The organism is Pseudogemmobacter blasticus, from assembly GCF_003071405.1.
In the GTDB taxonomy this organism is placed as follows: domain Bacteria; phylum Pseudomonadota; class Alphaproteobacteria; order Rhodobacterales; family Rhodobacteraceae; genus Pseudogemmobacter; species Pseudogemmobacter blasticus.
On sequence record NZ_CP020470.1, the window covers coordinates 1,265,900 to 1,289,246 of the forward strand.

General features: G+C 68.2%; 26 protein-coding genes. All 26 read right to left on the bottom strand.

Annotated elements, in window-relative coordinates; all coding sequences use genetic code 11:
- Positions 1–14 precede the first annotated feature (14 nt).
- The 26 genes from B6K69_RS06145 to nifD all read right to left on the bottom strand — a co-directional run bounded on the left by B6K69_RS06145 (position 15) and on the right by nifD (position 23,278).
- Positions 15–869 (bottom strand): SIR2 family NAD-dependent protein deacylase, encoded by an 855-nt coding sequence (locus B6K69_RS06145; protein WP_206340556.1) that lies wholly within the window; start codon positions 867–869, stop codon positions 15–17.
- Positions 866–1,081: a putative nitrogen fixation protein NifT gene (nifT, locus tag B6K69_RS06150; protein ID WP_107674617.1), complete on the bottom strand. Its 216-nt coding sequence runs from the start codon at positions 1,079–1,081 to the stop codon at positions 866–868. The genes B6K69_RS06145 and nifT overlap by 4 nt, the downstream gene beginning before the upstream one ends.
- Positions 1,078–1,359, bottom strand: coding sequence for a nitrogen fixation protein NifZ (locus tag B6K69_RS06155; RefSeq protein ID WP_108643161.1), 282 nt, complete (start codon positions 1,357–1,359; stop codon positions 1,078–1,080). Before B6K69_RS06155 ends, nifT begins: the two co-directional genes overlap by 4 nt.
- Positions 1,349–2,008 (bottom strand): 4Fe4S-binding leucine-rich repeat protein, encoded by a 660-nt coding sequence (locus B6K69_RS06160; RefSeq protein WP_236939017.1) that lies wholly within the window; start codon positions 2,006–2,008, stop codon positions 1,349–1,351. Before B6K69_RS06160 ends, B6K69_RS06155 begins: the two co-directional genes overlap by 11 nt.
- Entirely contained in the window at positions 1,942–2,172 is a 231-nt protein-coding gene (locus tag B6K69_RS18645; protein ID WP_418260402.1) for a 4Fe4S-binding leucine-rich repeat protein, read from the bottom strand. Before B6K69_RS18645 ends, B6K69_RS06160 begins: the two co-directional genes overlap by 67 nt.
- Complete coding sequence (locus tag B6K69_RS06165) at positions 2,102–2,296, bottom strand: 4Fe-4S binding protein (RefSeq protein ID WP_108643162.1); 195 nt, start codon at positions 2,294–2,296, stop codon at positions 2,102–2,104. Before B6K69_RS06165 ends, B6K69_RS18645 begins: the two co-directional genes overlap by 71 nt.
- A gap of 21 nt (positions 2,297–2,317) precedes the next feature.
- Positions 2,318–3,811, bottom strand: a complete 1,494-nt coding sequence (gene nifB, locus B6K69_RS06170; RefSeq protein ID WP_108644804.1) for a nitrogenase cofactor biosynthesis protein NifB — start codon at positions 3,809–3,811, stop codon at positions 2,318–2,320.
- 141 nt (positions 3,812–3,952) lie between these two features.
- Positions 3,953–5,734: a nif-specific transcriptional activator NifA gene (nifA, locus tag B6K69_RS06175; RefSeq protein WP_108643163.1), complete on the bottom strand. Its 1,782-nt coding sequence runs from the start codon at positions 5,732–5,734 to the stop codon at positions 3,953–3,955.
- Between the two features lie 234 nt (positions 5,735–5,968).
- Positions 5,969–7,279, bottom strand: a complete 1,311-nt coding sequence (gene rpoN, locus B6K69_RS06180; protein ID WP_108643164.1) for an RNA polymerase factor sigma-54 — start codon at positions 7,277–7,279, stop codon at positions 5,969–5,971.
- Between the two features lie 132 nt (positions 7,280–7,411).
- Positions 7,412–7,711, bottom strand: a complete 300-nt coding sequence (locus B6K69_RS06185) for a ferredoxin family protein (RefSeq protein WP_107674623.1) — start codon at positions 7,709–7,711, stop codon at positions 7,412–7,414.
- Positions 7,708–9,018, bottom strand: coding sequence for an FAD-dependent oxidoreductase (locus tag B6K69_RS06190; protein ID WP_108643165.1), 1,311 nt, complete (start codon positions 9,016–9,018; stop codon positions 7,708–7,710). The genes B6K69_RS06185 and B6K69_RS06190 overlap by 4 nt, the downstream gene beginning before the upstream one ends.
- Positions 9,018–10,112, bottom strand: coding sequence for an electron transfer flavoprotein subunit alpha/FixB family protein (locus tag B6K69_RS06195; RefSeq protein ID WP_108643166.1), 1,095 nt, complete (start codon positions 10,110–10,112; stop codon positions 9,018–9,020). Before B6K69_RS06195 ends, B6K69_RS06190 begins: the two co-directional genes overlap by 1 nt.
- Before the next feature lies 1 nt (position 10,113).
- Positions 10,114–11,010: an electron transfer flavoprotein subunit beta/FixA family protein gene (locus B6K69_RS06200; RefSeq protein ID WP_108643167.1), complete on the bottom strand. Its 897-nt coding sequence runs from the start codon at positions 11,008–11,010 to the stop codon at positions 10,114–10,116.
- A complete protein-coding gene (locus tag B6K69_RS06205; RefSeq protein WP_108643168.1) occupies positions 11,007–11,351 on the bottom strand; it encodes a nitrogenase-stabilizing/protective protein NifW in 345 nt (114 codons plus the stop codon). The genes B6K69_RS06200 and B6K69_RS06205 overlap by 4 nt, the downstream gene beginning before the upstream one ends.
- A gap of 17 nt (positions 11,352–11,368) precedes the next feature.
- On the bottom strand, positions 11,369–12,529 hold the full coding sequence (gene nifV, locus B6K69_RS06210) for a homocitrate synthase (protein ID WP_108643169.1): 1,161 nt from the start codon (positions 12,527–12,529) through the stop codon (positions 11,369–11,371).
- Complete coding sequence (gene nifS / locus B6K69_RS06215; protein ID WP_108643170.1) at positions 12,519–13,700, bottom strand: cysteine desulfurase NifS; 1,182 nt, start codon at positions 13,698–13,700, stop codon at positions 12,519–12,521. The genes nifV and nifS overlap by 11 nt, the downstream gene beginning before the upstream one ends.
- Before the next feature lie 20 nt (positions 13,701–13,720).
- Positions 13,721–14,692, bottom strand: coding sequence for an iron-sulfur cluster assembly scaffold protein (locus B6K69_RS18370; RefSeq protein ID WP_108643171.1), 972 nt, complete (start codon positions 14,690–14,692; stop codon positions 13,721–13,723).
- A gap of 13 nt (positions 14,693–14,705) precedes the next feature.
- Positions 14,706–15,026 carry an iron-sulfur cluster assembly accessory protein gene (locus B6K69_RS06225; protein ID WP_107672421.1) on the bottom strand — a complete coding sequence of 107 codons (321 nt, stop codon included), beginning with the start codon at positions 15,024–15,026 and terminating at the stop codon, positions 14,706–14,708.
- 217 nt (positions 15,027–15,243) lie between these two features.
- Complete coding sequence (locus B6K69_RS06230; RefSeq protein ID WP_108643172.1) at positions 15,244–15,837, bottom strand: nitrogen fixation protein NifQ; 594 nt, start codon at positions 15,835–15,837, stop codon at positions 15,244–15,246.
- Positions 15,821–16,111 (bottom strand): ferredoxin III, nif-specific, encoded by a 291-nt coding sequence (gene fdxB, locus B6K69_RS06235; RefSeq protein ID WP_206340547.1) that lies wholly within the window; start codon positions 16,109–16,111, stop codon positions 15,821–15,823. Before fdxB ends, B6K69_RS06230 begins: the two co-directional genes overlap by 17 nt.
- Positions 16,112–16,124: 13 nt before the next feature.
- Positions 16,125–16,604 carry a NifX-associated nitrogen fixation protein gene (locus tag B6K69_RS06240; RefSeq protein ID WP_108643173.1) on the bottom strand — a complete coding sequence of 160 codons (480 nt, stop codon included), beginning with the start codon at positions 16,602–16,604 and terminating at the stop codon, positions 16,125–16,127.
- On the bottom strand, positions 16,601–17,077 hold the full coding sequence (gene nifX / locus B6K69_RS06245) for a nitrogen fixation protein NifX (RefSeq protein ID WP_108643174.1): 477 nt from the start codon (positions 17,075–17,077) through the stop codon (positions 16,601–16,603). Before nifX ends, B6K69_RS06240 begins: the two co-directional genes overlap by 4 nt.
- Positions 17,052–18,440, bottom strand: a complete 1,389-nt coding sequence (gene nifN / locus B6K69_RS06250; RefSeq protein ID WP_108643175.1) for a nitrogenase iron-molybdenum cofactor biosynthesis protein NifN — start codon at positions 18,438–18,440, stop codon at positions 17,052–17,054. Before nifN ends, nifX begins: the two co-directional genes overlap by 26 nt.
- Before the next feature lies 1 nt (position 18,441).
- Positions 18,442–19,968 (bottom strand): nitrogenase iron-molybdenum cofactor biosynthesis protein NifE, encoded by a 1,527-nt coding sequence (gene nifE, locus B6K69_RS06255; protein ID WP_108643176.1) that lies wholly within the window; start codon positions 19,966–19,968, stop codon positions 18,442–18,444.
- A gap of 176 nt (positions 19,969–20,144) precedes the next feature.
- Positions 20,145–21,683: a nitrogenase molybdenum-iron protein subunit beta gene (gene nifK / locus B6K69_RS06260; protein WP_108643177.1), complete on the bottom strand. Its 1,539-nt coding sequence runs from the start codon at positions 21,681–21,683 to the stop codon at positions 20,145–20,147.
- 92 nt (positions 21,684–21,775) lie between these two features.
- Complete coding sequence (gene nifD / locus B6K69_RS06265) at positions 21,776–23,278, bottom strand: nitrogenase molybdenum-iron protein alpha chain (RefSeq protein WP_108643178.1); 1,503 nt, start codon at positions 23,276–23,278, stop codon at positions 21,776–21,778.
- Positions 23,279–23,347 lie beyond the last annotated feature (69 nt).

Genomic DNA, 23,347 nt, shown 5'->3' on the forward strand with positions numbered 1-23,347 from the left:
GACCGCGGCACCGATCAGCCGGCGGCGGTCAGCGCGTCTGACGTCGGGGCCGCGCGGGGGGTGATACGGGCGACCACCTCTGACAGCGGCAGGTCCAGCACGGTGATGCCCAGATCCCGCACGAACAGCGCCTCCATCCGGGTCAGCGGGGTTTCCAGCACCGCGATGTGCCCGGGGGCAGAGCGTTTGGCGATCTGGCGCGCGAAGATGCGCAGCATCTGGTCATCGAAGCGCGCGCCCAGGAACAGGAAGGGCCGGCCGGTGCGGCGGGCCTGCACTTCGGGCGGGATCGGGCTCTGGATGTCGATTTCGGTCAGCACCTCGACATAATCGCTGTCCGAGACCAGCACGTCAGACCCCGCCTGCACCATGCCATGCGGCTTGTAGATCAGCGTGGGCCAGGCCGGATCGGGGGCGGCAAGGCGGGTGCCGGCGGCATCGAAGGCGGCGAACCAGGTCTCGGTGGCGATGGCCTGCCGGCTGATGCCCTGCACCCTGCCCCAGCCGGCGCCGGTTTCGGCAAAGGCGCGGATCAGGCCGGTGTCATACCAGGTGTCCACGATCAGCGGCGGGCGCAGGTCCGCCAGCCAGCTTTGCACCGGGTTCGGCGCGGGCGTGCCGGCAAAGGCGCGGCGCAGGATCGCATCCAGCGTGGCGCGGAAGCGGCGGCTTTCCACGAATTGCGCGGCAGACCACAGGTTGCCGCTGACCCGGCGGGGAACGCGCACCTCGGATTCGATCAGGGCGCAAAGGGCGGCGGGGGTGGCGGGCAACCCCGGCGTGAGCGCGGCGATGCCGGGGCCAAGATAGGGCACGCGCTGGCCGCGCGCCACCTGATCCAGCGCCAGATCAAGGGTGTCGGGCATCAGTCTTCCCCCGTGGTCAGGCGGCGGGCCTCGACGCTGGTGGGCAGCGCGGGGGGCACGTCAAAGGCGGGCATCTCGAACAGCCAGCCGTTCGACAGCCGCGCCCAGCCGCCCCAGAGGCCGGGCTTTTCGGTCTCGACGATCATCTCTTCCAGATCCTTCTTCGCCACATAGGCCTGCAACCCTTTCGGGGTTTCGCGGATCATCAGTTTCATCGGGGCATCTCCGGGGTGGTCGGGGAAATCGGGGTCAGTTCGCGTTCGCGCATCCCGACGATGCTGCCGCGGTCGATGAATTCGATCGCGTAGATCCAGTATTGCTGAAGGAAGGTGCCGATATCGCGGACATAGCCCACATCACCCTTGTGAACGACGATGTCGCCGATCTCATGCCCCCACATGGTACCATCGTTGCGCACCGTCTTGCGCGACACCACCTTGTCGCCGGGGCGGAAGGCGGGGTCGCGGACCAGTTCAACCTCTTCATCCCGCATCGGTGCTCTCCTCTTCGGCCAGCCTTGCGGCGGCGGTTTCGCGGATGATGTCTTCGCCATCGCCCATCAGGCGGCGCAGGATGTCGGGGCCGGCGGTTTCGGCCACCGCATGACGGACGCGGAAATCGGGGTCGGCGGCAAAGGGGCCGGGGCGGCGGCGGGCGGCGGCCCGGCGCACCAGCGGATCGGCGTCCAGAACAAAGCGGTCAAGCCAGGCTTCCCCGATGCGGGCGGCGACAAGGGCGCGGACCTCGGGGTCGGGGTCGGACAAGAGCAGCGGCAGAAGGCCGGGCTCGGCCCGCCGCGCCACCACGGCCCGGACCGCCGGATCGGCATCGTCGCAGAGCGGCGCAAGGTCGGGCGCTGGCAGACGGTGGGCCACGGCAATGCGGACGGCGCGGTCGGGGTCATGGCGGCAGGCCATCGCCTGCGCGGCAGGCAACCGCAGCACGGCCATGGCGCGCACCGCCGGGTCAGGATCGGACAGCAGGCGCGGCAGGCGGAACAGCGTGGCATATTTCGCCGCCCGCGCTCGGGTTTCGAAATAGGGCATCGCCAGGCAGGCGTCGGCCAGATCGGGGTTCAGCACGAAAAACCGCTCGATCCGGGGGGAATAGCGGTCCTGCCGCAGGCCCAGCCCGGGCTGCACTGGCCGGGGGCCAGCCGGTCGCGGAAGGCGCAGGCGGCGCAGTCCAGCGCCGCCCCCTGCCAATCCACCGGCGCAGCCCCCCCCGGCACCGGATCAGACCGGCACGCAGGTGCCCGGCACCGGGCAGACGGCGGCACATTGCGGCTTGGGGAAATGGCCCGCACATTCGGTGCACAGCGCCGCGTCGATGATGTAGCTCTCGCCCTTGAACTTGACGGCGGCGTTCGGGCATTCGAATTCGCAGGCCCCGCAGGCGGTGCATTGCGACTTGATGATCTTCAGGGCCATGGCTGTTCCTTTCGTCTTGGCTCAGGCAGTACGGGTGGCGGCGGGCGCGGCCTTGCGGACGCGGTAGACGGCGGCCACCGCGGGTTCGATGTAATCATGGGCGTGGGTGTCGATCGCCTCGATCCCGGCGGCGGCCAAATCGTCGCGCGGGCAATCCCCGATGCGGGCGCACAGGATGACCGGCACCCCCTCCAGCGTGCGGATCACCTGCGCCAGCCGGTTTTCATCGCCCGCGCCGCCGGTGCAGTAATTGTCGGCCCGGCGATGGGTGACGAAGCGGACGCCGCTGGCATCAACCTCGTAGATCCTGAATTCGGACGCATGGCCGAAGTGCTGGTTGATGCGCCCGCCGCCCTGGGTGCAGACGGCCACCAGAAGCGGCTGTTCCTGCGGGGCCACCTCGGCGCCGGTGGCGGCTTCGGCTTCGGCCACCGCCGCGCGGCGGTCTTCGCGTTCATGCGCCACCCAGTCACGCCAGGCGGCACGGGCGGCGGGGTCGTAGGTCACCTGTTCGGGCACCAGATCCATGGTGAATTCCTGCCCCCGGTCCTGCCCCAGCAGGCCCACGGCATCGGCCCGGCACTGGCGGCAGTGGCGCATCAGGTTTGCACCGCCTTCGCAAGCATCCTGCACCGCCTTGAGTTCGGCCGCCGTCGGGCCCCGCTGGCCGGTCAGGCCGAAATGGGTGCCGTGGTCGGGATCGGAAATCAGCGGCATGATGTTGTGCAGGAAGGCACCGCGGCGCTTCACCTCGCGGTTCACCTCAAGCAGATGGGCGTCATTGATGCCGGGGATCAGGACCGAATTCACCTTGACCAGAATCCCCCGCGCGACCAGCAGATCCAGCGACAGCATCTGCCGCTCATGCAGCACGCGCGAGGCTTCAAGGCCGGTCAGGCGCTGGTGGTCGTGAAAGATCCAGGGGTAGATCTTCGCGCCGATTTCGGGATCAAGCATGTTGATGGTCAGGGTAACGTGGTCGATGTTCATCGCGACCAGGTCGTCGATATGGTCCGGCAGGGCGAGGCCGTTGGACGACAGGCACAGCTTGATGTCGGGGATCTGCGCCGAGACGAGGCGGAAGGTTTCCTTCGTCTTGCGCCAGTCATAAGCGGCGTCGCCGGGGCCGGCGATGCCCAGCACCGAAAGCTGCGGGATTTCGTTCGCCACCGCGATGACCTTGCGCGCGGCCTGTTCCGGGGTCAGTCGTTCGCTGACCACGCCGGGGCGGCTTTCGTTGGAACAGTCGTATTTGCGGTTGCAGTAATTGCACTGGATGTTGCAGGCCGGCGCCACGGCGACGTGCATCCGGGCAAAATAGTGATGCGCCTCTTCCGAATAGCAGGGGTGGTCCTTCACCCGTGCCCAGGTGGCCGGGTCCATGTCGGCGGGGCCGCCCGACGATCCGCAGGCGGTGGCCTTGCAGCCCGTGGCTTCGGTTCCGGTGATCGACTGGCTGAGATCGTCACGCGAGGCGACTTTCAGCGATCCCAAGGTCACCAGGCCTGCCGTCATCATCGCCCCCTGTCTTTGCCGTTGCAGAAAGGGTGCAGCAAGAAGCGTGCCAGGTTGGAAAACACTGCAAATCCGGGGGGATGGCGCGGGTAGCCCGCCCCGCAAGGCGACAATGTCGCAATGCCGACAAAGGCCGTCGGGTCAGATCCGGCGGATCTCGATCCCGTGCTTGCGGATCGCATAGGCGATCTGGCGCGGGGTCATACCCAGAAGCCGCGCCGCCTTGGCCTGCACCCAGCCGGCCTGGTTCATCGCGGCCAGCAGTTCCTCGCGCTCCATGTCGGCGGTCTTGCGGCGGCTGTCGCCGGCGGGCGGCGACGCAGCGGCCGGCGGGGCGAAGGACGCGATTGTCACCGGGGGCGCGGGACGTGTCACCGGCGCGGGCTGTTCCGGGTCGGCGATCAGCCCTGAAGCCAGCCCGCCAATGGGCGAGGCATCGGATTTCTGCAACCGCCACAGGTCGGCCGACAGGCAACTGCCTTGCTGGCAGGCCAGAACATCCAGCCCGATCACATCGGTGTTCGACAGGGCGGCGGCGCGGTTCACGCAGTTTTCCAGCTCGCGCACGTTGCCGGGAAACTTGCAACTGCACAGCGTATCAAAGGCGTTTTGCGCAAAGCTTAGCTTCGTGCCGTTCTCGCGGTTGAACCTGTCCAGAAAGACCTGCGCCAGCGGGCGGATGTCGCCGGGCCGGGCGCGCAGCGGCGGCAGCAGGATGGGCACCACACAGATGCGGAAATACAGGTCGGCGCGGAACTGGCCATGGGCGACCGCCTCTTCCAGATCGCGGTTGGTGGCGGTAACCAGACGGAAATCAACCTTGATCGTCCGGGTGCCGCCCACCCTCTCGAACTCGCCCTCCTGCAACACGCGCAAGAGCTTGGCCTGAAAGGCGTGGCTGATCTCGCCGATCTCATCCAGAAACAGCGTGCCGCCGTCGGCCAGCTCGAACCGGCCCTTCTTCAGCCCCATGGCGCCGGTGAAGGCGCCCTTCTCATGGCCGAACAGTTCGGATTCCAGCAGCGTTTCGCTAAGGGCGGCACAGTTGACGCGGACAAAGGGCTTCTCGCGCCGGTCAGACAGGGCATGGATGGCGCGGGCGAACAGTTCCTTACCCGTGCCGCTTTCGCCGCGCAGCAACACCGGCGCGCGGGTCGGGCCGATCTTGCGGACGCGGGCGGTGACCTCGGCAATGGCGGGGCTGTCGCCGATGATGCCGTCAATGCTGACCGGGGCCTGCGGCACCACGGCGGTGGCCATGGCCAGCGCGCGGCGCGATTCCTCGATCACCCGCTCACGGTCGCGGGCGACCATGCGGCGGAAGCGCAGCGATTGTTCCAGCAGCGACGAGACCATGGTCAGAACGGAAATGTCGCGGTCCCACCAGCCGGCACCATCTTCCCCCGCCAGCCGGTAGGCGCAAAGCACGCCGATCACCAGATGGCTGCGGGCGTTCTCGCGCAGCGGCACCGCGATCAGGCGGACGGGCTGGCCGGCCAGCACAGGCGGAACGGCCTCGGCGCCGAACTCCTCGGCCAGATCCCAGGTCGAGATCGGCACGCCGGTGCGAAACACCATCTGGGCAATCTGTTCGGGCAGATAATCGGTGCTCGGCCCTTTCGGCGTCAGTCCCAGGCTGTTGGCCGCCACGGCCCAGGGGTTGCGCGCGCCGCTGGTGATCGGCCGGTCGGGTTCCACCAGCAGCGACAGCGATCCGTGGCACAGGCCCAGAAAGGAGCTGAGGATGTTCAGCACGCCGGGCAGCGCGGCAATCGGGTCGGGGGTGCTGGTCAGCACCTTCGCCACCTCGAACACCGCGTTCAGCGCCAGATGTTCCTTGCGCGCGGCCCGCACCGCCGCGCGATGGGTCGGCGACAGGTCGGCGCGGGCAGAGGGGGCGGCGGGGCGGACGGCATCATTCATGGCGGTCTCGAACGGCAGGCTGGCGGAACAAGGGGAAGCGGGCTGCCCTGCCGCTCATAGTAGCAGGACGGGGGCGATGCGTCGGCAAAGCGGCCCGTCGCGGCCCGGCTGCGGCAAGACCGCGCTGCAATGCAGCAAGACCGCCGACCGATGTGATGGATTTTCAGGCACCTTCCCCCTGACCGCCCCGACATTCATCGCCCCGAAAACAGCCATGGGTTGTTTCACTCCGAATCATCTCGCCAAAGCGGCCATATCGAAACCGGCCGGGGCCTGTGCCTTGCGGCGGCGTTCGAACGATCCGGCGATGCCCAGAACCAGCCGGTATTTCGCCACCGTGCGGCGGGCCAGCAGCAGGTCGGCCTTGCGGGCCAGCGTCACGATGGCATCGTCCGACAGCGGCGCCTCGGGGGATTCCTCGGCGATGACACGGCGGACAAAGGCGCGGGCGCGGTCTTGCGAAACCGCCCCGTCGCCCGCCCCCGGCAGCGCCCGGCTGAAGAAGGCGCGCAGCGGCAGTGCGCCGATGGGCGTGTCGATCATCCGGCCCGCCGTGGCGCGGCTGATGGTGGACGGGTGCAGGTCCATTTCCCCGGCCACGTCCTCCAGCGTCAGCGGCACCAGCGCGCCGGGCCCCTGATCCAGAAACGCCGCCTGCCGCGCCACCAGCACGGCGGCGGTGCGCAGAAGCGTGGCGTTGCGCCGTTCCAGCGCCTGCGCCAGCGCCCGCGCCTCGGCCAGCGCCTTGCGGCGGAAGCTGCGGGCGGCAGGGTCGCGCGTGCCTTCGGGCAAGCGGTCGGGCCGGACGGAAATGGCAAAGGCGGCCGAACGGTGCAGCGCGACCTGCCAGCCGCCATTCACCCTGCGCGCCACCAGATCGGGGGGAAAGACGGGTTCGGGATCAAAGGCATAGGCCTGCCCCGGCTTGGGATCAAAGGCGCGCAACTGCCGGGCGATCTGCGGAATGTCGGCCGGTTCGCAATCGCACAGCTCGGCCAGTTCGCGGTGCCGCCCCTCGGCCAGAAGCGGCAGGTTGGCCAGCAGCGCCTCAAGCTCCCAGGTCAAGACGCCCGCCTCGCGCGCCTGCAAGGCCAGACATTCACCCAGCGACCGGGCGAAGATGCCGGTGGGTTCAAACCCCTGCAACCGGGTCAGGATCGCCTCGGCCTGCGCCCCGGAAATCCGCGCCTCGGCGGCGATCTGGTCAAGCGGCGGGCCCAGCCAGCCGGTCGGCTCCAACCCTTGGGCAAAGACCAGCGCGGCGGCCCGGTCGGCGGCATCGGGAAAGGCCAGGTCGATCTGGCCCGTCACATGCGCAATCAGGCTGGGCCGGTCGGCGGCCAGCGCGGCGGCGGCGTCGAAATCGACGGCCCGCCCCGGCATCCGCGGCCCGCGCAACCAGGAAATCGCCGGGTTCGCGGTGGCAATGCGGGCAATGTGTTCGGCCAGATCGCCCGCCGGCATCGACAGGATCGACAGCGACTCGCGCATCTGGGCGCTCATCACCCGGGTCTGCTGCTGGGTCTGGCCCTGGAACATTTCCATGGCCTTCAGCCTAACATGCGCGGGCCGGCCCCGCGCACAGGCGCGGTGTCGCGGCACGGGGGACGGGCAGGATGGCGCATGGCTTTCCCCTTGGGTCCGGCAGGCCCGCCCGAACGGACGGCCTGCCGACGTTCAGCCGAACTTGAACAGGATGCCGTAGCCGCCGCGCGGGTAAGACCATTCGATCTCGCCCGTGGCCTGACAGACGATGCGGCAGGTGCCACATTCCATGCAGCCATCGGCGGCCACCTGCACCCGGCCGTTTTCATCCAGCGCATAGCAGCCCGCCGGGCAGATCCTGGTCAGCGTCTTCAGTTGCGGGCTGTCTTCGGCCTGGTGGTGGATGCGGACATGCGGCCGCCCCTCGTCCACCATGTAGCGGTTCTGGTAAAGCCGCTCTTCCATCCGCACCGGCTTGTCCTTCGCGGTCATCTCCAGGCCCTCGCCACCTTGAACATGTCGGTGGCCACGGCCCACCATGAGCCGCGGCTTTTCTTCACGATGCCCAGCATCTGCTTTTCCTTGTCGCGCTTGGCGGTGCCATCGACGCGGAACAGCGTCTGCAGGGCCGAACTCAGCGCGCGGGGATAGGCCCCGAACAGCGCATCGCGGTTCTTTTCCAGCGTGGCCGGCAGGTGGCGGTATTTCTTCATGTCCTGCATGACGAAACTTTCGGCCAGCGCATCGCGGTAGATCTTCAGATTGGCCTCGGTGACCGGCAGGTCGGCCTTGCGCAGCGCAATGATCGCCTCGGCCGCCATACGCCCTGTGGTCATGGCCAGGTTCGACCCTTCGCGATGCACGGCATTCACGAACTGGCCCGCGTCGCCCACGATCAGCCAGCCGTCGCCGGTCAGCTTGGGAATGGCGTTGTAGCCGCCTTCGGGGATCAGATGTGCGACATATTCCTTCATCTCGCTGCCGCGCAGCAGCGGCGCAACCGAGGGGTGACGCTTGAAGCGGTCCAGCAGCTCATACGGCGCCATGCCGGTTTCGGCATAGTCCGACACCAGACAGCCGACCCCGATCGAGATGGATTCCTTGTTGGTGTACAGGAAGCCGGTGCCCACCATGCCCGAGGTGACGGTGCCCAGCACCTCGATCACCACGCCATCGTCTTCGCCGGCCAGGTTGAAGCGTTCCTGCACCTTCTCTTCGCTCAGGAAGTGGGTTTCCTTGACCGCCAGCGCCACATGGTTGGGCTTCAGCTCGGGGCGCAGGCCGGCGCGTTGCGCGACAAGGCCGTTCACACCTTCGGCCAGCACCACGACGCGGGCAAAGACCGGGCCACCCTCGCGGTCGGTCTGCACGCCGATCACGGCGCCCGCCTCGTTGCGGACAAGGCCGGTCACCGTGGTTTCGGTGATGACCAGCGCCCCCGCCTCGCGCACCTTCTTCGAGAACCACTTGTCGAACTGCGCCCGCAGGATGGTATAGCGGTTCGGCCGCGCCTCGTTGAAATCGTCGCTGCGGTAATGGGTGCCGGTGTGCGCCCTGTCGTCCAGCATCCAGATGCGCTGTTCCACCACATGCCGTTCCAGCGGCGCATCCTCGCGGAAATCGGGGATGATGCGTTCCAGTGCGTCGGCATAAAGAATGGCGCCCTGCACGTTCTTCGACCCCGGATATTCGCCGCGGTCGATCTGCAGGACGGACAGCCCCGCCTTGGCCATGGTATAGGCGGCGGCATTGCCCGAAGGCCCGGCCCCCACGACGATGGCATCGAAATGTTCGGACATCACGCTTCCTCCAGGATACGGGTTTCGCGGCCAAGGCGTCTGGCGAAGGCTTCGGTCAGCGCGGGCAGGATCTGCAGCGCATCGGCCACCACGCCCAGATGGGCGAAGTCGAAGATCCGGGCCTGCGGGTCGGTGTTGATGGCGATGATCAGGTCGGCGCCTTCCACCCCCACCCGGTGCTGGATCGCCCCCGAAATGCCGGCGGCGATATACAGCCGCGGGCGGATGGTCTTGCCGGTCTGGCCGATCTGGCGCTCGGCCGGCAGCCAACCCTTCTGCACCACCGGGCGCGAACAGCCGTATTCGCCGCCCAGCACCGCCGCCAGATCGCGGACCAGCCGGAAATTGGCCGCATTCTGCAACCCCATGCCACCGGCGACCACGATGTCGGCATAGGCCAGGTTCACCTCATTCGTGGTGGCATCGGCAACGAATTCCAGCACCTTGGTGATGACATCGGCCTCGGCCACGCCCAGCGTGTACCAGACGCTGCGGCCGGCGGGGCGCGCCATGTCGGGGTCCGGCATCGCCATCACCCGGGGGCGCACGGTGGCCATCTGCGGGCGGAAGTTCAGCGTGTGGATGGTGCACAGAAGCGTGCCGCCAAAGGTGGGGCGGGTGGCGGCCAGCGACATCTCGTCGTCAATGGCCAGCTCGGTGGCATCGGCCGTCAGGCCCGTCTTCAGCGTGGTGGCGACCGACCCCGCCAGATCGCGGCCCAGCGTGGTGGCCCCCAGCAGCAGGATTTCCGGCTTGTAGGCATTGACCAGCCCGGTCAACGCCTGGGTATAGGGTTCGTTGCGGTAATCCGTCAGCACCGCATCCTTGCAGATGTAGCAGATGTCGGCGCCATAGGCCCAGGTCTGCCGGATCGCCGTGCGGGTGCCTTCATCCTTGGGGCCCAGCACCACGGCGGCAAGCTGCACCCCCAGCCTGTCGGCCAGCTTGCGGCCCTCGCCCATCAGCTCCCAACTGACGGGGTGAACCTGCCCGCGTTCCAGCTCGATGAAGACCCAGACATTGCGATAGTCGCGGAAATGTTCGGGCAGTTCCTTGCGCATCCCGGCACGGCCGGCGGCGGGTGTCTCGGACATTTCAGGCCCCTTTCCTGGCGGCAAGATCCGCCTCAATTTTCGGGTTGCGGGCGAACAGCAGGTCCAGCACGGCCTCGGCCACCTGGGCCGGGCGCTTGGCCTCGGTCGTCACCATCTCGGCCGGTTCCGACCGGGGCGATGGCGCGAAAACCTTTTTCACAACGGTGGGAGATCCGCGCAGGCCGCACATCATCGGGTTGGTCACGCCGGCCTGTTCGGCCGACCAGACCGTGACATCGGCCCGCGCCGCGCGCAGCAGATCCTGGATCGACCCGCGCCGCAGGTCGTTGATGCCTTCCATCACGGTAATCAGGCAGGGCAGGCGCGATTGCAGCACCTGCACCCCGCCTTCGGCCCGGCGGCGCACCACCAGGTCGCGCTTGCCAAGGTCGATGCTGTCGATGGCCGAGACATAGGTCAACTGGTTCAGCCCCAGCCGCCGCGCGATGCCCGGCCCGACCTGGGCGGTATCGCCGTCGATGGTCTGCTTGCCGGTGAAAACAATGTCGATGGGCCGGTCCTGCGCGATGGTGGTCAGCGCGGTGGCCAGCGCGAATGAGGTGGCCAGCGTGTCCGACCCGGCAAAGCGGCGGTCGGTGATCAGCACCGCCCGGTCGGCCCCCAGCCCCAGCGCGCGGCGCAGCGCGTCTTCGGCCATGGGCGGGCCCATGCACAGCACAGTAACCGCCCCGCCATACTGGTCACGCAGGCGCAGCGCCTCTTCCAGCGCATACAGGTCATAGGGGTTGATGATCGTGGGCACCCCCTGCCGCATGATCGTGTTGGTCACCGGATGCACGCGGATCTGGGCGCTGTCAGGCACCTGCTTGATGCAGACCACGATGTTGAGGCCGCTGGTATCCGGCTTCGGCGGGTTGCCGGTCAGGTCGTCGGTCATTTCGTTCCCTCCGCAAGGCGCAGGGCTTCAAGCCCCACGAACCGTTTGGCCTTCTGGTCGGCAAAGACCTTGAACACCCCCACCTGCCGGGGCGCGGTGCCGACGAAATCCTCATAGGCGCGCAGCAGGCAGTCGCGGGCGGCCAGAAAGGCGGCATCGTCCTCCAGCGCCGACAGGCAGGCGTCCTGCAGGTAGCTGCCAAAGCGTTTCATCACATGCAGCCGCGCCACGTTCACCACCTGCGGGTCATAGGGCAGGCAGAGGTAATCGAAGATCTCTTCGGCCGAGGATCGGCGGGCGATCTGGTCAAGCACCGGGGCGGTCGGGGGGGCGTCGGGCATGGCGGGTCTCGCTTCGGTCAGGGCTGAGGGGGCGGGGCGGGAACCGGATCGGCCAGCAGGCGGGCCAGATCGGCGGCGGTCAGCGGGCGCTTTTCCCGGATGGCCAGGCGGCGCAGATGCGGCAGCAAGCGGCGGGCGGTCGCCTCGTCATCGGGCAGGCCATGGCCGGCCAGGGCGGCGCGCAGCCCGGCAAGGCCGGAATGCTTGCCCAGCACCAGCACCCGGCTGCGGCCGAACCGGGCCGGGGCGCTGCGCGGGTCTTCATAGGTGTCGGCCCGCTTGAGGATGGCATCGACATGGATGCCGGCCTCATGCGCAAAAGCCATGTCGCCGACGATGGGCTTGGCCGCCGGCAAGGGCCTCCCCGAGGCCAGCGCCACCAGCGCCGACAGGCCCGGCAGCGCGGGCAAGGCGATGCCGGTGGCGATGCCGCGCGCCTCCAGCGCGGCGGCCACCTCTTCCAGCGCGGCATTGCCGGCGCGTTCACCCAACCCGTTCACCGTGACCGACAGATGCGTTGCCCCCGCCCGCCAGGCGGCCAGCGTATTGGCGGTGGCCATGCCGAAATCGTTGTGGGCGTGAAATTCCACCGGCAGGCCCAGCCGGGGCAGCAGCGCGCGGACCAGCGCGCCGGTTTCCACCGGGTCCAGCAGCCCCAGCGTATCGGCCAGCCGGAAGCGGATCGCCCCTGCCCCGCGCGCCGCCGCCGCCACCGCCACGATGAACGCCGGGTCGCCCCGGCTGGCATCCTCGGCCCCGACGGAAACCTGCATCCCCTGCGCCGTGGCGGCGGCCACCAGCCCGGCGGTCGCCGTCAGCACATCGGCCCGCGTCAGCCGCAGCTTGCCGTCGATCTGCCGGTCCGACACCGGCACCGCGACATGCACCCGGCGCACCCCGCTGCGCATCGCCAGCGCCAGATCGCCCGCGCGCAACCGGCACCAGACCACCGGCGCGGCGCGGGTCAGTTCGGCGGCCAGCAGCCGGATCTCGGCCAACTCCTCCTCGCCCATGGCGACGACGCCCAGTTCCATCTCGGGCACGCCGGCGGCATCCAGCGCGCGGGCAATGGCGCGCTTTTCGTCCAGCGAAAAGGCCACGCCAGCGGTCTGTTCGCCGTCGCGCAGCGTAGTGTCGCACAGGATCGCAGGGTGGCGCGGCAGGCTGTCAGGCAACATGGCGGCCCCCCTGCGCTTCGGCCCAGAACGGGGTCAGCCCGCGCAGATCATCCACGATGCCGGGCAGCACCTCGATCACGCGGTCGATCTCTTCGGCGGTGGTTTCGGAAGACAGCGAAAACCGGATCGCCCCATGCGCCGCCGTGAAGGGCACCTTCATCGCGCGGATCACATGGCTGGGCTCCATCGCGCCCGACGCGCAGGCCGACCCGGCCGAGGCGGCAATGCCGGCCGCGTTCAGCTTCATCAGGATCGCCTCGCCTTCGGCATAGTCGAAGGCCAGCGCCGCCGTATTGGGCAGCCGGTCACGCAGATCGCCCAGGCGCAGCACCCGGCCGATGCGCGACAGGATACCCTGCTCCAGCCGGTCGCGCAGCGCGGCGATGCGGGGCGCCTCGGCCAGCAGGGCCAGCGCCCGTTCGGCGGCCACGCCCGCGCCCACGATGCCGGGCACGTTTTCCGTGCCCGCCCGGCGGCCGCGTTCCTGCTTGCCCCCACGCAGCAGCGGGCGAAAGGCGGTGCCCTTGCGCAGATACAGCGCACCCACCCCCTTGGGGCCGTGAAACTTGTGCGCCGACAGCGACAGCATGTCGATTTCGGTCTCGGCCAGCCGCAGCGGCAGCTTGCCCGCCGCCTGCACCGCATCGCTGTGGAACAGCGCGCCAACGCGATGCGCCATCCCCGCCAGCCCGTCGACCGGAAAGATCGTGCCGGTTTCGTTGTTGGCCCACATCAGGCTGACCACCGCCACGCGGTCGCTGAGGCTGGCGCGATAGGCGTCCAGGTCCAGCCGGCCCTCGCCATCCACCGCAATGCGATGGACCTTCACGCCCTCGAACCGTTCCAGCCCGTCGCAAAGCTGCAGGATGGAAGGGTGCTCCACGGTCGAGGTGACGATCTCGCCCCGCCCCGCCTGCACCGCCAGCGCCGCGCGGATCGCGGTTGTGTTCGCCTCGGTCCCGCCCGAGGTGAAGACGATCTCATGATCCTGCGCCGCGCCGATCAGCGCCTGCACCTGCCGCCGCGCCTGTCGCAGCGCGGCGGCGGCTTCGGCCCCGAACCCGTGCAAGGAGGAGGCATTGCCGAAATGCGTGGTGAAGAACGGCAGCATCGCGGCCACAGCCTCGGGCGCGGTGCGGGTGGTGGCGTTGTTGTCCAGATAGATCGCCATGGCCTGCCCCCTGCCCCCGCTCAGCTTTTCATCACCGGCACGCAGCGGACCGTGCGGCCCAGCGCGGCAGAGAGTTTCAGCCCCAGCCCGCCCAGCGTCAGCGAGGCAACCTGACAGCCCGCGCAGGTGCCGGTCAGCGTGACCATCACCCGGATGCCGTCGATATCGACAAGCTGCACATCGCCGCCATCGGCGCGGAAGGTGGGGCGCATCTCGGCGATCACCCGCTCGGCGATCTGCATCTCGGCCAGGGCGCCCCGGCGAACGGCGGGGCGCAGGGCGGCGGCGGGGGCGCTGATCTGCACCGGCGGGCCGCCGGTGCGGCGGGCCCGCATCGCCGGCGGCTGGCGCGACAGATCCAGCACGCGGGGGGGCGCGGGCGGCGGGCAGGCCTCATCGGGGGCCAGCAGCCCTTCGGCCAGCATCGCGGCATTGACCCGCGCCAGCAGCGCTTGCAGGCTTTGGCGGCACAGGCTGCAACTGTCGCCCGCGCCCAGCGCCCGCAACAGGCCCGGCAGCGTGGTCAGCCGGTCGGCGCGGATCATCCCCTCGGCCCGCGCCAGATCAACCCCGGCGCAGCCGCCGCAGACACCCGCGCCGGGGGCCGCCGCCGTACCCGCCCCCCCGCACCAGCCGCGCAGCGCCGCAGCCAGCGCCGCCTTGCCCAGCGCCGGCGCATGGGCCTTTTCCGGCGGCAGCCCGTCCAGCCGGGCGGCGATGTCACCCCCGGTCAGCCGGGCGGCCTGATCCACGGTCTTGCCGATGACCAGTTCGGTCAGCACCGACGACACTGCAATCGCCGGACCACAGCCGAAGGCCTGAAACCCCGCCGCCTCGATCACCCGCGTCTCGGGGTTGACGCGCAGGGTCAGCCGCAGCGCATCGCCGGCGTCCAGCGACCCGGCCTCGCCCACCGCATTGGCATCGGCCAGCGCCCCGGCATTGCGCGGGTTCAGGAAATGGTCGGTGACGGCGGGGCTGTAGCTCCACATCGGTCAAGCCCCCTTAACAGAACGACTTGCCGCAGCCGCAGGACGACCGGGCGTTGGGGTTGTCGAAGACGAAGCCCGCGCCTTCCAGCCCGGTGACGAAATCAATTGTGGTGCCGGTCAGGTGGTCGCGGCTGGCCGGGTCGATCAGCACCGTCACGCCGCCGAACTCCACCACCGCATCGTCGGGCTGCGCCTCAAGCTCCAGCGCCATGCCGTATTTCAGCCCCGCACAGCCGCCGCCCTGCACCATCAGGCGCAGGCCAGCCACCTTTTGCCCGGCGCCGTCGATGGCCGATTTGATGGCGGTGCGGGCGGGTTCGGTCAGGGCGATCATCACGGGCCTCCTTGCAGGGCGGTGTGGGTCTGCAAGGGATCAAGCAAGAAGCGTGCCAAGCCCGGAACCGTCTGAAATCATAGAAATCACCGGCATCTCCCGGATCGCGGAACCCGACATTGGCGGATTTGCGACAGTTGCGACGGCGGCCTGTCGGCCCATGAGGACAAGGCCCGCAACCGGAGGCGGGCCTTGCGGGCAACATCGGGGCAAAGGGTCAGGGGTGCGCCGCCGTGGTGGCGGCGGCGGCTGTCGCCGCCTCTTCGGGGGCGAAGCACAGCGCCCATTCCGGGCAATCGTCGCAGACCGGCGACAGGCACAGCGACAGGCCGTCGTCCAGACAGACCTGCCGATAGAGAAACTTCTTCCAGCGCATCTTCTGCCCGTTGGCCGCCGCAAGGCCCGGCAGGTGGCGGGCGATCAGCGCGGTCAGCGCGGGGCGGCTGGACAGGCCAAGGTCTTCCCACAGGTGCCGCGGCTCCAGCGCGCGGCGGGCAATGATCCGGGCCAGCGCGCGGGCGGTGGCATCGGCCCGGCCGGCCCGCCACAGGATCAGGGTGATCACCGCCTGCTGTTCCGGCACGGGCGCGGGCGCGGGCGCGGCTTCGGTCAGGTCGGGCAGCGCAAGGCCGGGCGCCCAACGGTCGCGCAGCGCGGCCAGATCGGGACCATCCACCCCCAGCAGGGCCGGCAGGCTGCCCCGCCCCGCCGCCCGTTCGGCCAGCGCATGGGCAAGGATCTCGCCAAAGTCGCGGCGGCTTTCGGCATCCCCCTCCGGGGGCGCGGCCCTCGCCTCAGTCCGCAGGGGCATGGCTCTGGCACCCTGACGGGCAGACGCGGGCACAGGCGCCGCAGCCGATGCAGTTTCCCGCCGCCTCAAGCACCATCACCTTCTTCAGGATTTCCTCGTCGTCGTCCTCGGCATCGACCAGATCGCCGTCCTCGGTCAACCCGCGCAGGCCCATCACGCCGCGCCCGCAGACCTTGAAGCAGCGGCCGCAGCCGATGCATTTCTCAACGTCGATCGCCATCAGGAACACCGGCACCCAGGCCGTTCCCCCGCGCGTCAGCCCTGTCATCGGCATGTTCCTTCTCCTTTCATGCCCGCGCCGCCTCGGGGAACCGCTCGATCAGCGCCACCGCCTCATCAACCAGCGCCTCGCCCGCCTCGGCCAACCTGGCCCAGGTCGGGAACCCCCAGCGGTGCACGTCGCGCAGATGGCGCGAAACCACGACCAGCCGCCCCGAGATCAGCACGACGCGGCCAAAGCCTTCGTGGTGGAACTTGTCCATCTGCGCCGCGGTGCAGCCGGTGCGGCGTTCGATCATCAGACCCACGGCATCGTGGAACCGGGCCATCCGCCACAGCACCTCGGGTTCGGGGTCGCAGATGATCGGGATGGCGCGGCGTTCTTCCGGCGTCACGATGAACTCGGCCAACAGCTCGGTGTCGGGCTTGCCGTCCCAGGTGCCGTGGCTGTCTTCGGCGCGGATCACCGCGACAAGCTGTTTCAGAAAGGCGCTGTCGGGCACCGGGCCGCCGCGCGGGGCGGTTTCGCTGTCGGAAAGGGCGGTCACGCGGGCTGCTCCTCATCTTCGCTGCGGAAATCGGGTCGGACGCCCAGGCCCAGAACCTTGCGCAGAAACGGCGGCGGGGTGCCGTTCAGCATCACCCGCACCTGATCCAGCACGGCGGCAATCGGTTCGGGTTCCTTGCGCTTGATCGGGTGAACGCCGATCTTCACCACCCGCGCCGCCGACGGCCCGCCGATGGCCAGCACGAAGACCAGCGCGCAGCCTTGCAGCGCGGCGATCTTGGGGGCGATGCGGTCATCCTGATCGTCATGCTTGCCCGCGCCCTTGGTGAAGGTCTCGAACTCATGCGCGGCGATGAAACGCGCGCCGGTGCGCGTCACGTCATAAACCGCGAACTTGCGGGCCGAACCGAAATGCGCGTTCAGGGTTTCCATATCGTCGGTGGCGATGGCAATCCGCAGCGGCTGTTCAGCCGGCGGGGGGGCGGTCTCAACCAGCCGCAGCGTGCGGGACATGCTCGAACTCCTGGGGGATCGGGGCCGCGCCGAAATCGGCGGGCCGGGCGTTGTGGGGAAGCGACTGCATCGTATTGGCAACCTCGAACAGGAAGGCGCGGCTGCCGCGATAGCCGACGCGGCAGATGTCCTGCGCACCGATCCGGTCAAACACCGGGAATCCCGCGCGGATCAGCGGCAGGCCCAGACGGCCGGCGGCATGGCGGCCGTGCGAATGGGTCAGGATCACCTGCGCGCCCCTGGCGGCGGCGTCCCGCTCCAGATCGCCCAGATCGCCGACAATCACCTCGGCCGCCGGCACCTGCCCCAGCACCTCGGGGCGGTCGCAGGTGGTGACGGCGGTCACCACCTCTGCTCCCATCGCCGCCAGCGCCTGCGACAGCGCCAGCAGCAGGTCGGGATCGGCCCCGATGGCGACCCTGACCCCGCCGGTGAAGAAATGCGCATCCAGTTGCGCATCCATCAGCCGGGCGCGGTCACGCTTGATGCCGGCGGGGGCGTCCTGCCCCGACAGGTCCATCAGGGTGCGGATGAAGGCGTCGGTCGGCTTCAGCCCGGTGACGGTGGGAAACACCCGCGCCGGCACGAAGGCGCGATCCTCGATCATCCGCGCCGCCGTCCGCATCGATTCCCCGATGGCCAGCGTATGGACGCTGCGGCCCATTCGCCCGATGTCCGCGACCGTGGTGCCGCCCAGGGAATGGCCGCGCCAATCCTCGGCCAGATGCCCGTCCAGCGACCGTGAAAGATCGGGCAGAACGATGGGCGACAGGCCGAAAGACCGGATCAGCCGCACCAGTTCGTCAACATCGGCCACGGTCAGCGCGCTGGAACACAGCAGGTTCACCTGCCGCAGGTCGGGGTCGCGCCAGACCGGATCAACCTCGGGCACCAGCGCGCCAATCACCGCCTCAACCGCGCGGGCCCAGCCTTCTTCCAGCCCGCCGGTGAAATCGGGGGTGGCGGCGTAGACAATGGCGGTATCGTCGAAATCCCGGCGCCGCGCCCGCATCTCGCGCAACTCGCCCGCCACATCCTCACCCCGGGTTTCGGTCAGCGCGGTGGACGCGATGCCGATGAACCGGGGCGCCGCCCGCTTGCGCAGGTTGGTGATGGCTTCCTCGATCTGCTCGGCCCCGCCCAGAATGGCGCTGACCTCGTTCATCGCGGTGGTTTGCAGCGGGATCGCTTCCTTGAAGTGGCGCACCAGATGCACCATCGCAAAGGCCGTGCAGCCCTGCGCGCCGTGAAACAGCGGGATCGCGCCGTCGATGCCCAGATAGGCCATCGCCGCCCCCAAGGGGGCCGAGGATTTCAGCGGATTGGTGGACAGCGCGCGCCTTGGGTGGGTGATAACGGCCATGTCAGCAATCCTCGAAATCGGCGCGGTCCGACGGGCCGGACACAAAGGCCGCCGCGGGCGGCGCGGCGGGTGCGGTTCCGGCATGGACAACCGGGCAGCGCCCTGCCGTCAGCGGCGGCAGCACCACGGCGGCGGGCGGCCGGTCGTCCCAGGGGGCGGGGCTGCGCAGATCGGCCCACATCGGGTTGTTCACCGCGCGGTCGATGGCGCGCACCAGATCCACCATCCCCACATAGCCGGCATAGGGTTCGTGCTTTTCCTGGTTCACATCCACCCAGGGCACCCGCGCCTTCAGCGCCACGAACTGACTGCGCCCGCCCGACATCAGCACATCCGCCCCGCTGTCACGCAGCAGCGCATACATCTCGCGCGGGGCCATGTTGTCGAACATATGCGCGTCGGTCTGCATGATCTCGCGGATGCGGTCCTTGTCGGCCTCGGTCGCCTTGCGGGTCGAGGTGCCCACCACCTCCATCCCCAGCTCCTGCAAGGCCGAGACCACGGACCAGCTTTTATGCCCGCCGGTGTAAAGCAGCACCCGCTTGCCCGCGACGCGCGGCTTCAGGGGTTCCAGCGCCGCGCGGGCCTTGGCCTCTTCCCCGGCCACCAGCGCCTCGCAGCGATCAATCAGGTCGGGCGCCGCGCCACGGTCCACCAGCATCCGGCACATCGTCCGCAGCGCCTCCGACGTGTCTGAGATGCCGTAGAAGCTGCCTTCAAAGAACGGGATGCCGTGGCGTTCCTCCAGTCCCCGCGCCAGGTTGATCAGCGCCTGCGAACAGACCAGCATCGTCACCCGCGCCCGGTGCGCCATGGCAACCTGCCGGTAGCGCGCATCGCCGGTGATGGCCCCCAGCACGCGGATGCCCAGCCGGTCCAACAGTGGTTTCACCTGCCACAATTCGCCCGACAGGTTGAAATCGCCGATGATGTTGATGTCACAGGGCGTCGGCGCCTCGGGCTCGACCGTGCCGATCACATGATCCAGCAGCACCTGGCCCGCCAGCTTGTTGCCCAGGTTCTTTGACCCCGCAAAGCCCGGCACGTTGACCGGGATGCAGGGGGTGCCGAAATCCTGCGCGGCGGCCTTGCAGACGGCCTCGATATCGTCGCCGGTCAGGGCGGTGACGCAGGTCGCATAGACGAAAACCGCCGGGGGATTATGGGCGGCAATCACCTCGCGCAGGGCGCGATAGAGCTTGCGTTCGCCATGCCCCATCACGATGTCCAGCTCGCCCAGGTCGGTGGTGAATCCGGTGCGGTAAAGCTGCGGGCCGGACGAGGCAGAGCCGCGATTGTCCCAGCCGTTGCCCCAGCAGGCCAGCGGCGCATGGACCAGATGCGCCACATCGACAATCGGTTGCAGGGTGATCATCGCGCCGTCGAAGGCACAGCCACCCGCCGCCGCGCCGGGCGTCAACTGTTTGGTGCAGCCCTTCTTGCGCGCCCCCTCCGTCTTGGCGACGTTCACCGCGCAGGCGGGTTCGTTCAACACGGTGGCAATCGCGGCTTTCAATGTCTCGGCCATCGGCTTCCCTTTCGGTCAGGGAAGATCAAGCAAGGAACGTGCCAACCCGCGAACCGGCAGTTTCCCCTGTGCACAGGCGCCGATTGTCGGGGTTGCGACACGGATTGGCAGAAACAGAACCGGCGGCCCCCCGGGAGCTGGGGACCGCCGGCCTGTGCGCGCCAAGGGGTGGCGTCTCAGCGCGTCAGATCAAACGAGATGTCGGTGACGCCCGCCGTATCGCTGTCGCTGTCCAGCTTGTCGAAGATCACGTCCAGCAGCTTGACCAGCACATTCAGCCCGCCCTGATAGCCCCAGGTCGGGAAGCGGTGATGGTGGTGGCGGTCGAAGATCGGGAAGGTCAGCCGCACCAGCGGCACGCCCAGATCGCGGCTCAGATACTTGCCGTAGGACGACCCCACCAGCAGCTCCACCGGCTCGGTCGCCATGATCGACCGCAGGTGCCACAGATCCTTGCCCGCCCAGACATTGCAGCCCGTGCCGAAGGGCGATGTGGCGAACAGCGCCTCCATCTTCTCGGCCCAGGCCTTGCCGCCATTGGTGGCAAGGCAATGCTTCGGCTCGGCCCCCACCTCCAGCAGGAAGCGCGCCATAGCATAGACGAAATCGGGGTCGCCGAACACCGCCACGCTCTTGCCGTGCAGATAGGCCTGGCTGTCGGCCATGGCGTCGATCAGCCGGCCGCGTTCCAGCTTCAGCGCGTCGGGAACGGGTTTGCCGGTCAGCGCGCTGATCTTCATCAGCAGTTCATCCGTGGCCTGCACGCCCATCGGGTAATGGAAGGCCGCCACCTCCTGTCCCTTGCCGGCGACATAATCCAGCGTCTTGGGGCTGCAATATTCCTGCATCGACAGCGTGGCCCTGGCGTTCAGCGCCGCGCGGGTTTCCTCCAGCCCGGTGCCGCCCGCGAACATGCGGAATTCGCCATCCGAGGGCGTGTCATAGACATCCGACACATCGCCCAGCAGCGTGGTGCTGACGCCCATCAGGCCCATCATCCGCTTCAGTTCGCGGTTGTTGGCCACGGCATAGCCGTCAAATCCGGGGATGATGTTGATCCCCTCGCCCGGCACCCGCTCCTGGCCTTCCCAGAAATTGGTCAGGATGCCCTTCTGCATGTTGTCATAGCCATCGACATGGCTGCCCACGAACGAAGGCGTATGGGCGAAGGGCACGTTGTAATCCTCCGGGACAGACCCCTTTTCCCGGGATTGCCGGATAAAGGAATTCAGGTCGTCGCCGATCACTTCCGCCATGCAGGTGGTCGAGACGGCGATCATCGCCGGGTTGTACAGCGCCTTGGTGTTGGACAGGCCCTCGATCATGTTGGCAAGGCCGCCGAACACCGCCGCATCCTCGGTCATCGAGGACGAGACCGCCGAGGACGGTTCCTTGAAATGCCGCGACAGGTGGCTGCGGAAATAGGCCACACAGCCCTGGCTGCCATGGACAAAGGGCATGGTGCCCTCATAGCCCTGCGCCGCGAAGACCGCGCCCAGCGGCTGGCAGGCCTTGGCCGGGTTGATGGTCAGCGCCTCGCGCGCCAGGTTCTTCTCGCGATAGTCCCAGGATTTGGTCCAGTCACCGATCTCGGTCACCAGGTGTTCGGGGTGGCCACATTCGTAGCGCACCCGCTTGTTCTCAAGCATCTCCTTGTATTCCGGTTCGCGGAACAGCGGGGCATGGTCCAGCACCTTGTCGGCGGATTGGGGCATGGTCGGTATCCTTCTGTGGGCCGTCCACATTCCGAGACGGGCCGTGAGGGGGGATGAAGGTTGGGGGCCGCCCCGCAACCGGGGCGGCAGGATCATTCGGCCGCGATGGCGGGGGCGGCGGTCTCCCAGGGCGCATCGAACAGGCCCCAGACCGGGTTGTTGATCGCCATGTCCATGTCGCGGGCAAAGATCGCGAAGCCGTCATAGCCGTGATAGGGGCCGGAATAATCCCAGCTATGCATCTGCCGGAACGGGATGCCCATCTTCTGGACCGGGTATTTTTCCTTGATCCCCGACCCCACCAGATCGGGCCGCACCTTCTCGATGAAACGCTCCAGCTCATAGCCGGTCACGTCGTCATAGATCAGCGTGCCTTCCTTCACATAATGGCCGGTGCGCTTGTAATCGTCGTTATGGGCGAATTCATAGCCCGTGCCGGCGATCACCATGCCAAGGTCGTCATAGGCGGTGACAACGTGGCGCGGACGCAGGCCGCCGACATACAGCATCACCGTCTTGCCTTCGAGCCGCGGCTTGTATTTCGCCAGAACCGCATCGACCAGCGGCTGATACCGGGCGATCACCTCCTCGGCCCTGGCCTGGATGGTTTCGTCGAACCGGGCAGCGATGGCGCGCAGGCTTGCGGCAATCTGGCTGGGTCCGAAGAAATTGTATTCCATCCACGGCACGCCGTAGGTTTCTTCCATGTGCCGGCAGATATAGCTCATCGAGCGGTAGCAGTGGATCAGGTTGATCTTCGCCTTGGGCGCGCGTTCGATTTCCGCCAGCGTCGCATCGCCCGACCAGTTGCCGACGACGTTCAGCCCCATCTCCTCCAGCAGCCGCCGGCTGGCCCAGGCATCGCCACCGATGTTGTAATCGCCGATGACGTTCACGTCATAGGGGCCGGCGACATAATCGGTTTCCTTCTTGTCAAACACCCAGTCGCGCACCGCGTCATTGGCGATGTGGTGGCCCAGCGATTGCGACACGCCGCGGAAGCCTTCGCAGCGGACCGGCACGATGGTCTTGCCGATGTCCTTGTTCTTCTTCTTGGCAACGGCGCCGATGTCGTCCCCGATCAGGCCGATCGGACATTCCGACTGGATCGAGACGCCATTGGCCAGCGGGAACAGGGTGTTGATCTCGTCGATGGTCTTTTCCAGCTTCTTGTCGCCGCCGAACACGATGTCCTTTTCCTGGAAATCGGTGGTGAACTGCATTGTGACAAAGCTGTCGATCCCGGTGGTGCCGGTATAGTAGTTGCGCCGCTGGCTCCAGGAATACTGGCCGCAGCCGACAGGGCCGTGGCTGATGTGAACCATGTCCTTGATCGGGCCCCAGACCACCCCCTTCGACCCGGCATAGGCGCAGCCGCGGATCGTCATCACGCCGGGAATCGACTTGATGTTCGATTTCACCGTGTCGCATTTCGACGCGATGCCGGTCACCGCATCGGGGGCGCCTACGGGGTCTGCCTGGGCCACGCCCAGATGCTTGGCCCGCTTCTTCTTCGACTTCTCGGGATAGGCCGACAGCACCTCTTCGATGAGGGCTTCATAGTCCGGCGTCCCGCTGACGTTGTCCTTTGCCATTCTTTTGGCTCCTGTTCCTGCGGTCGGGTGGGGGCGGGCGCAAGCGCCCGTTGCGGAACCGGACCGACG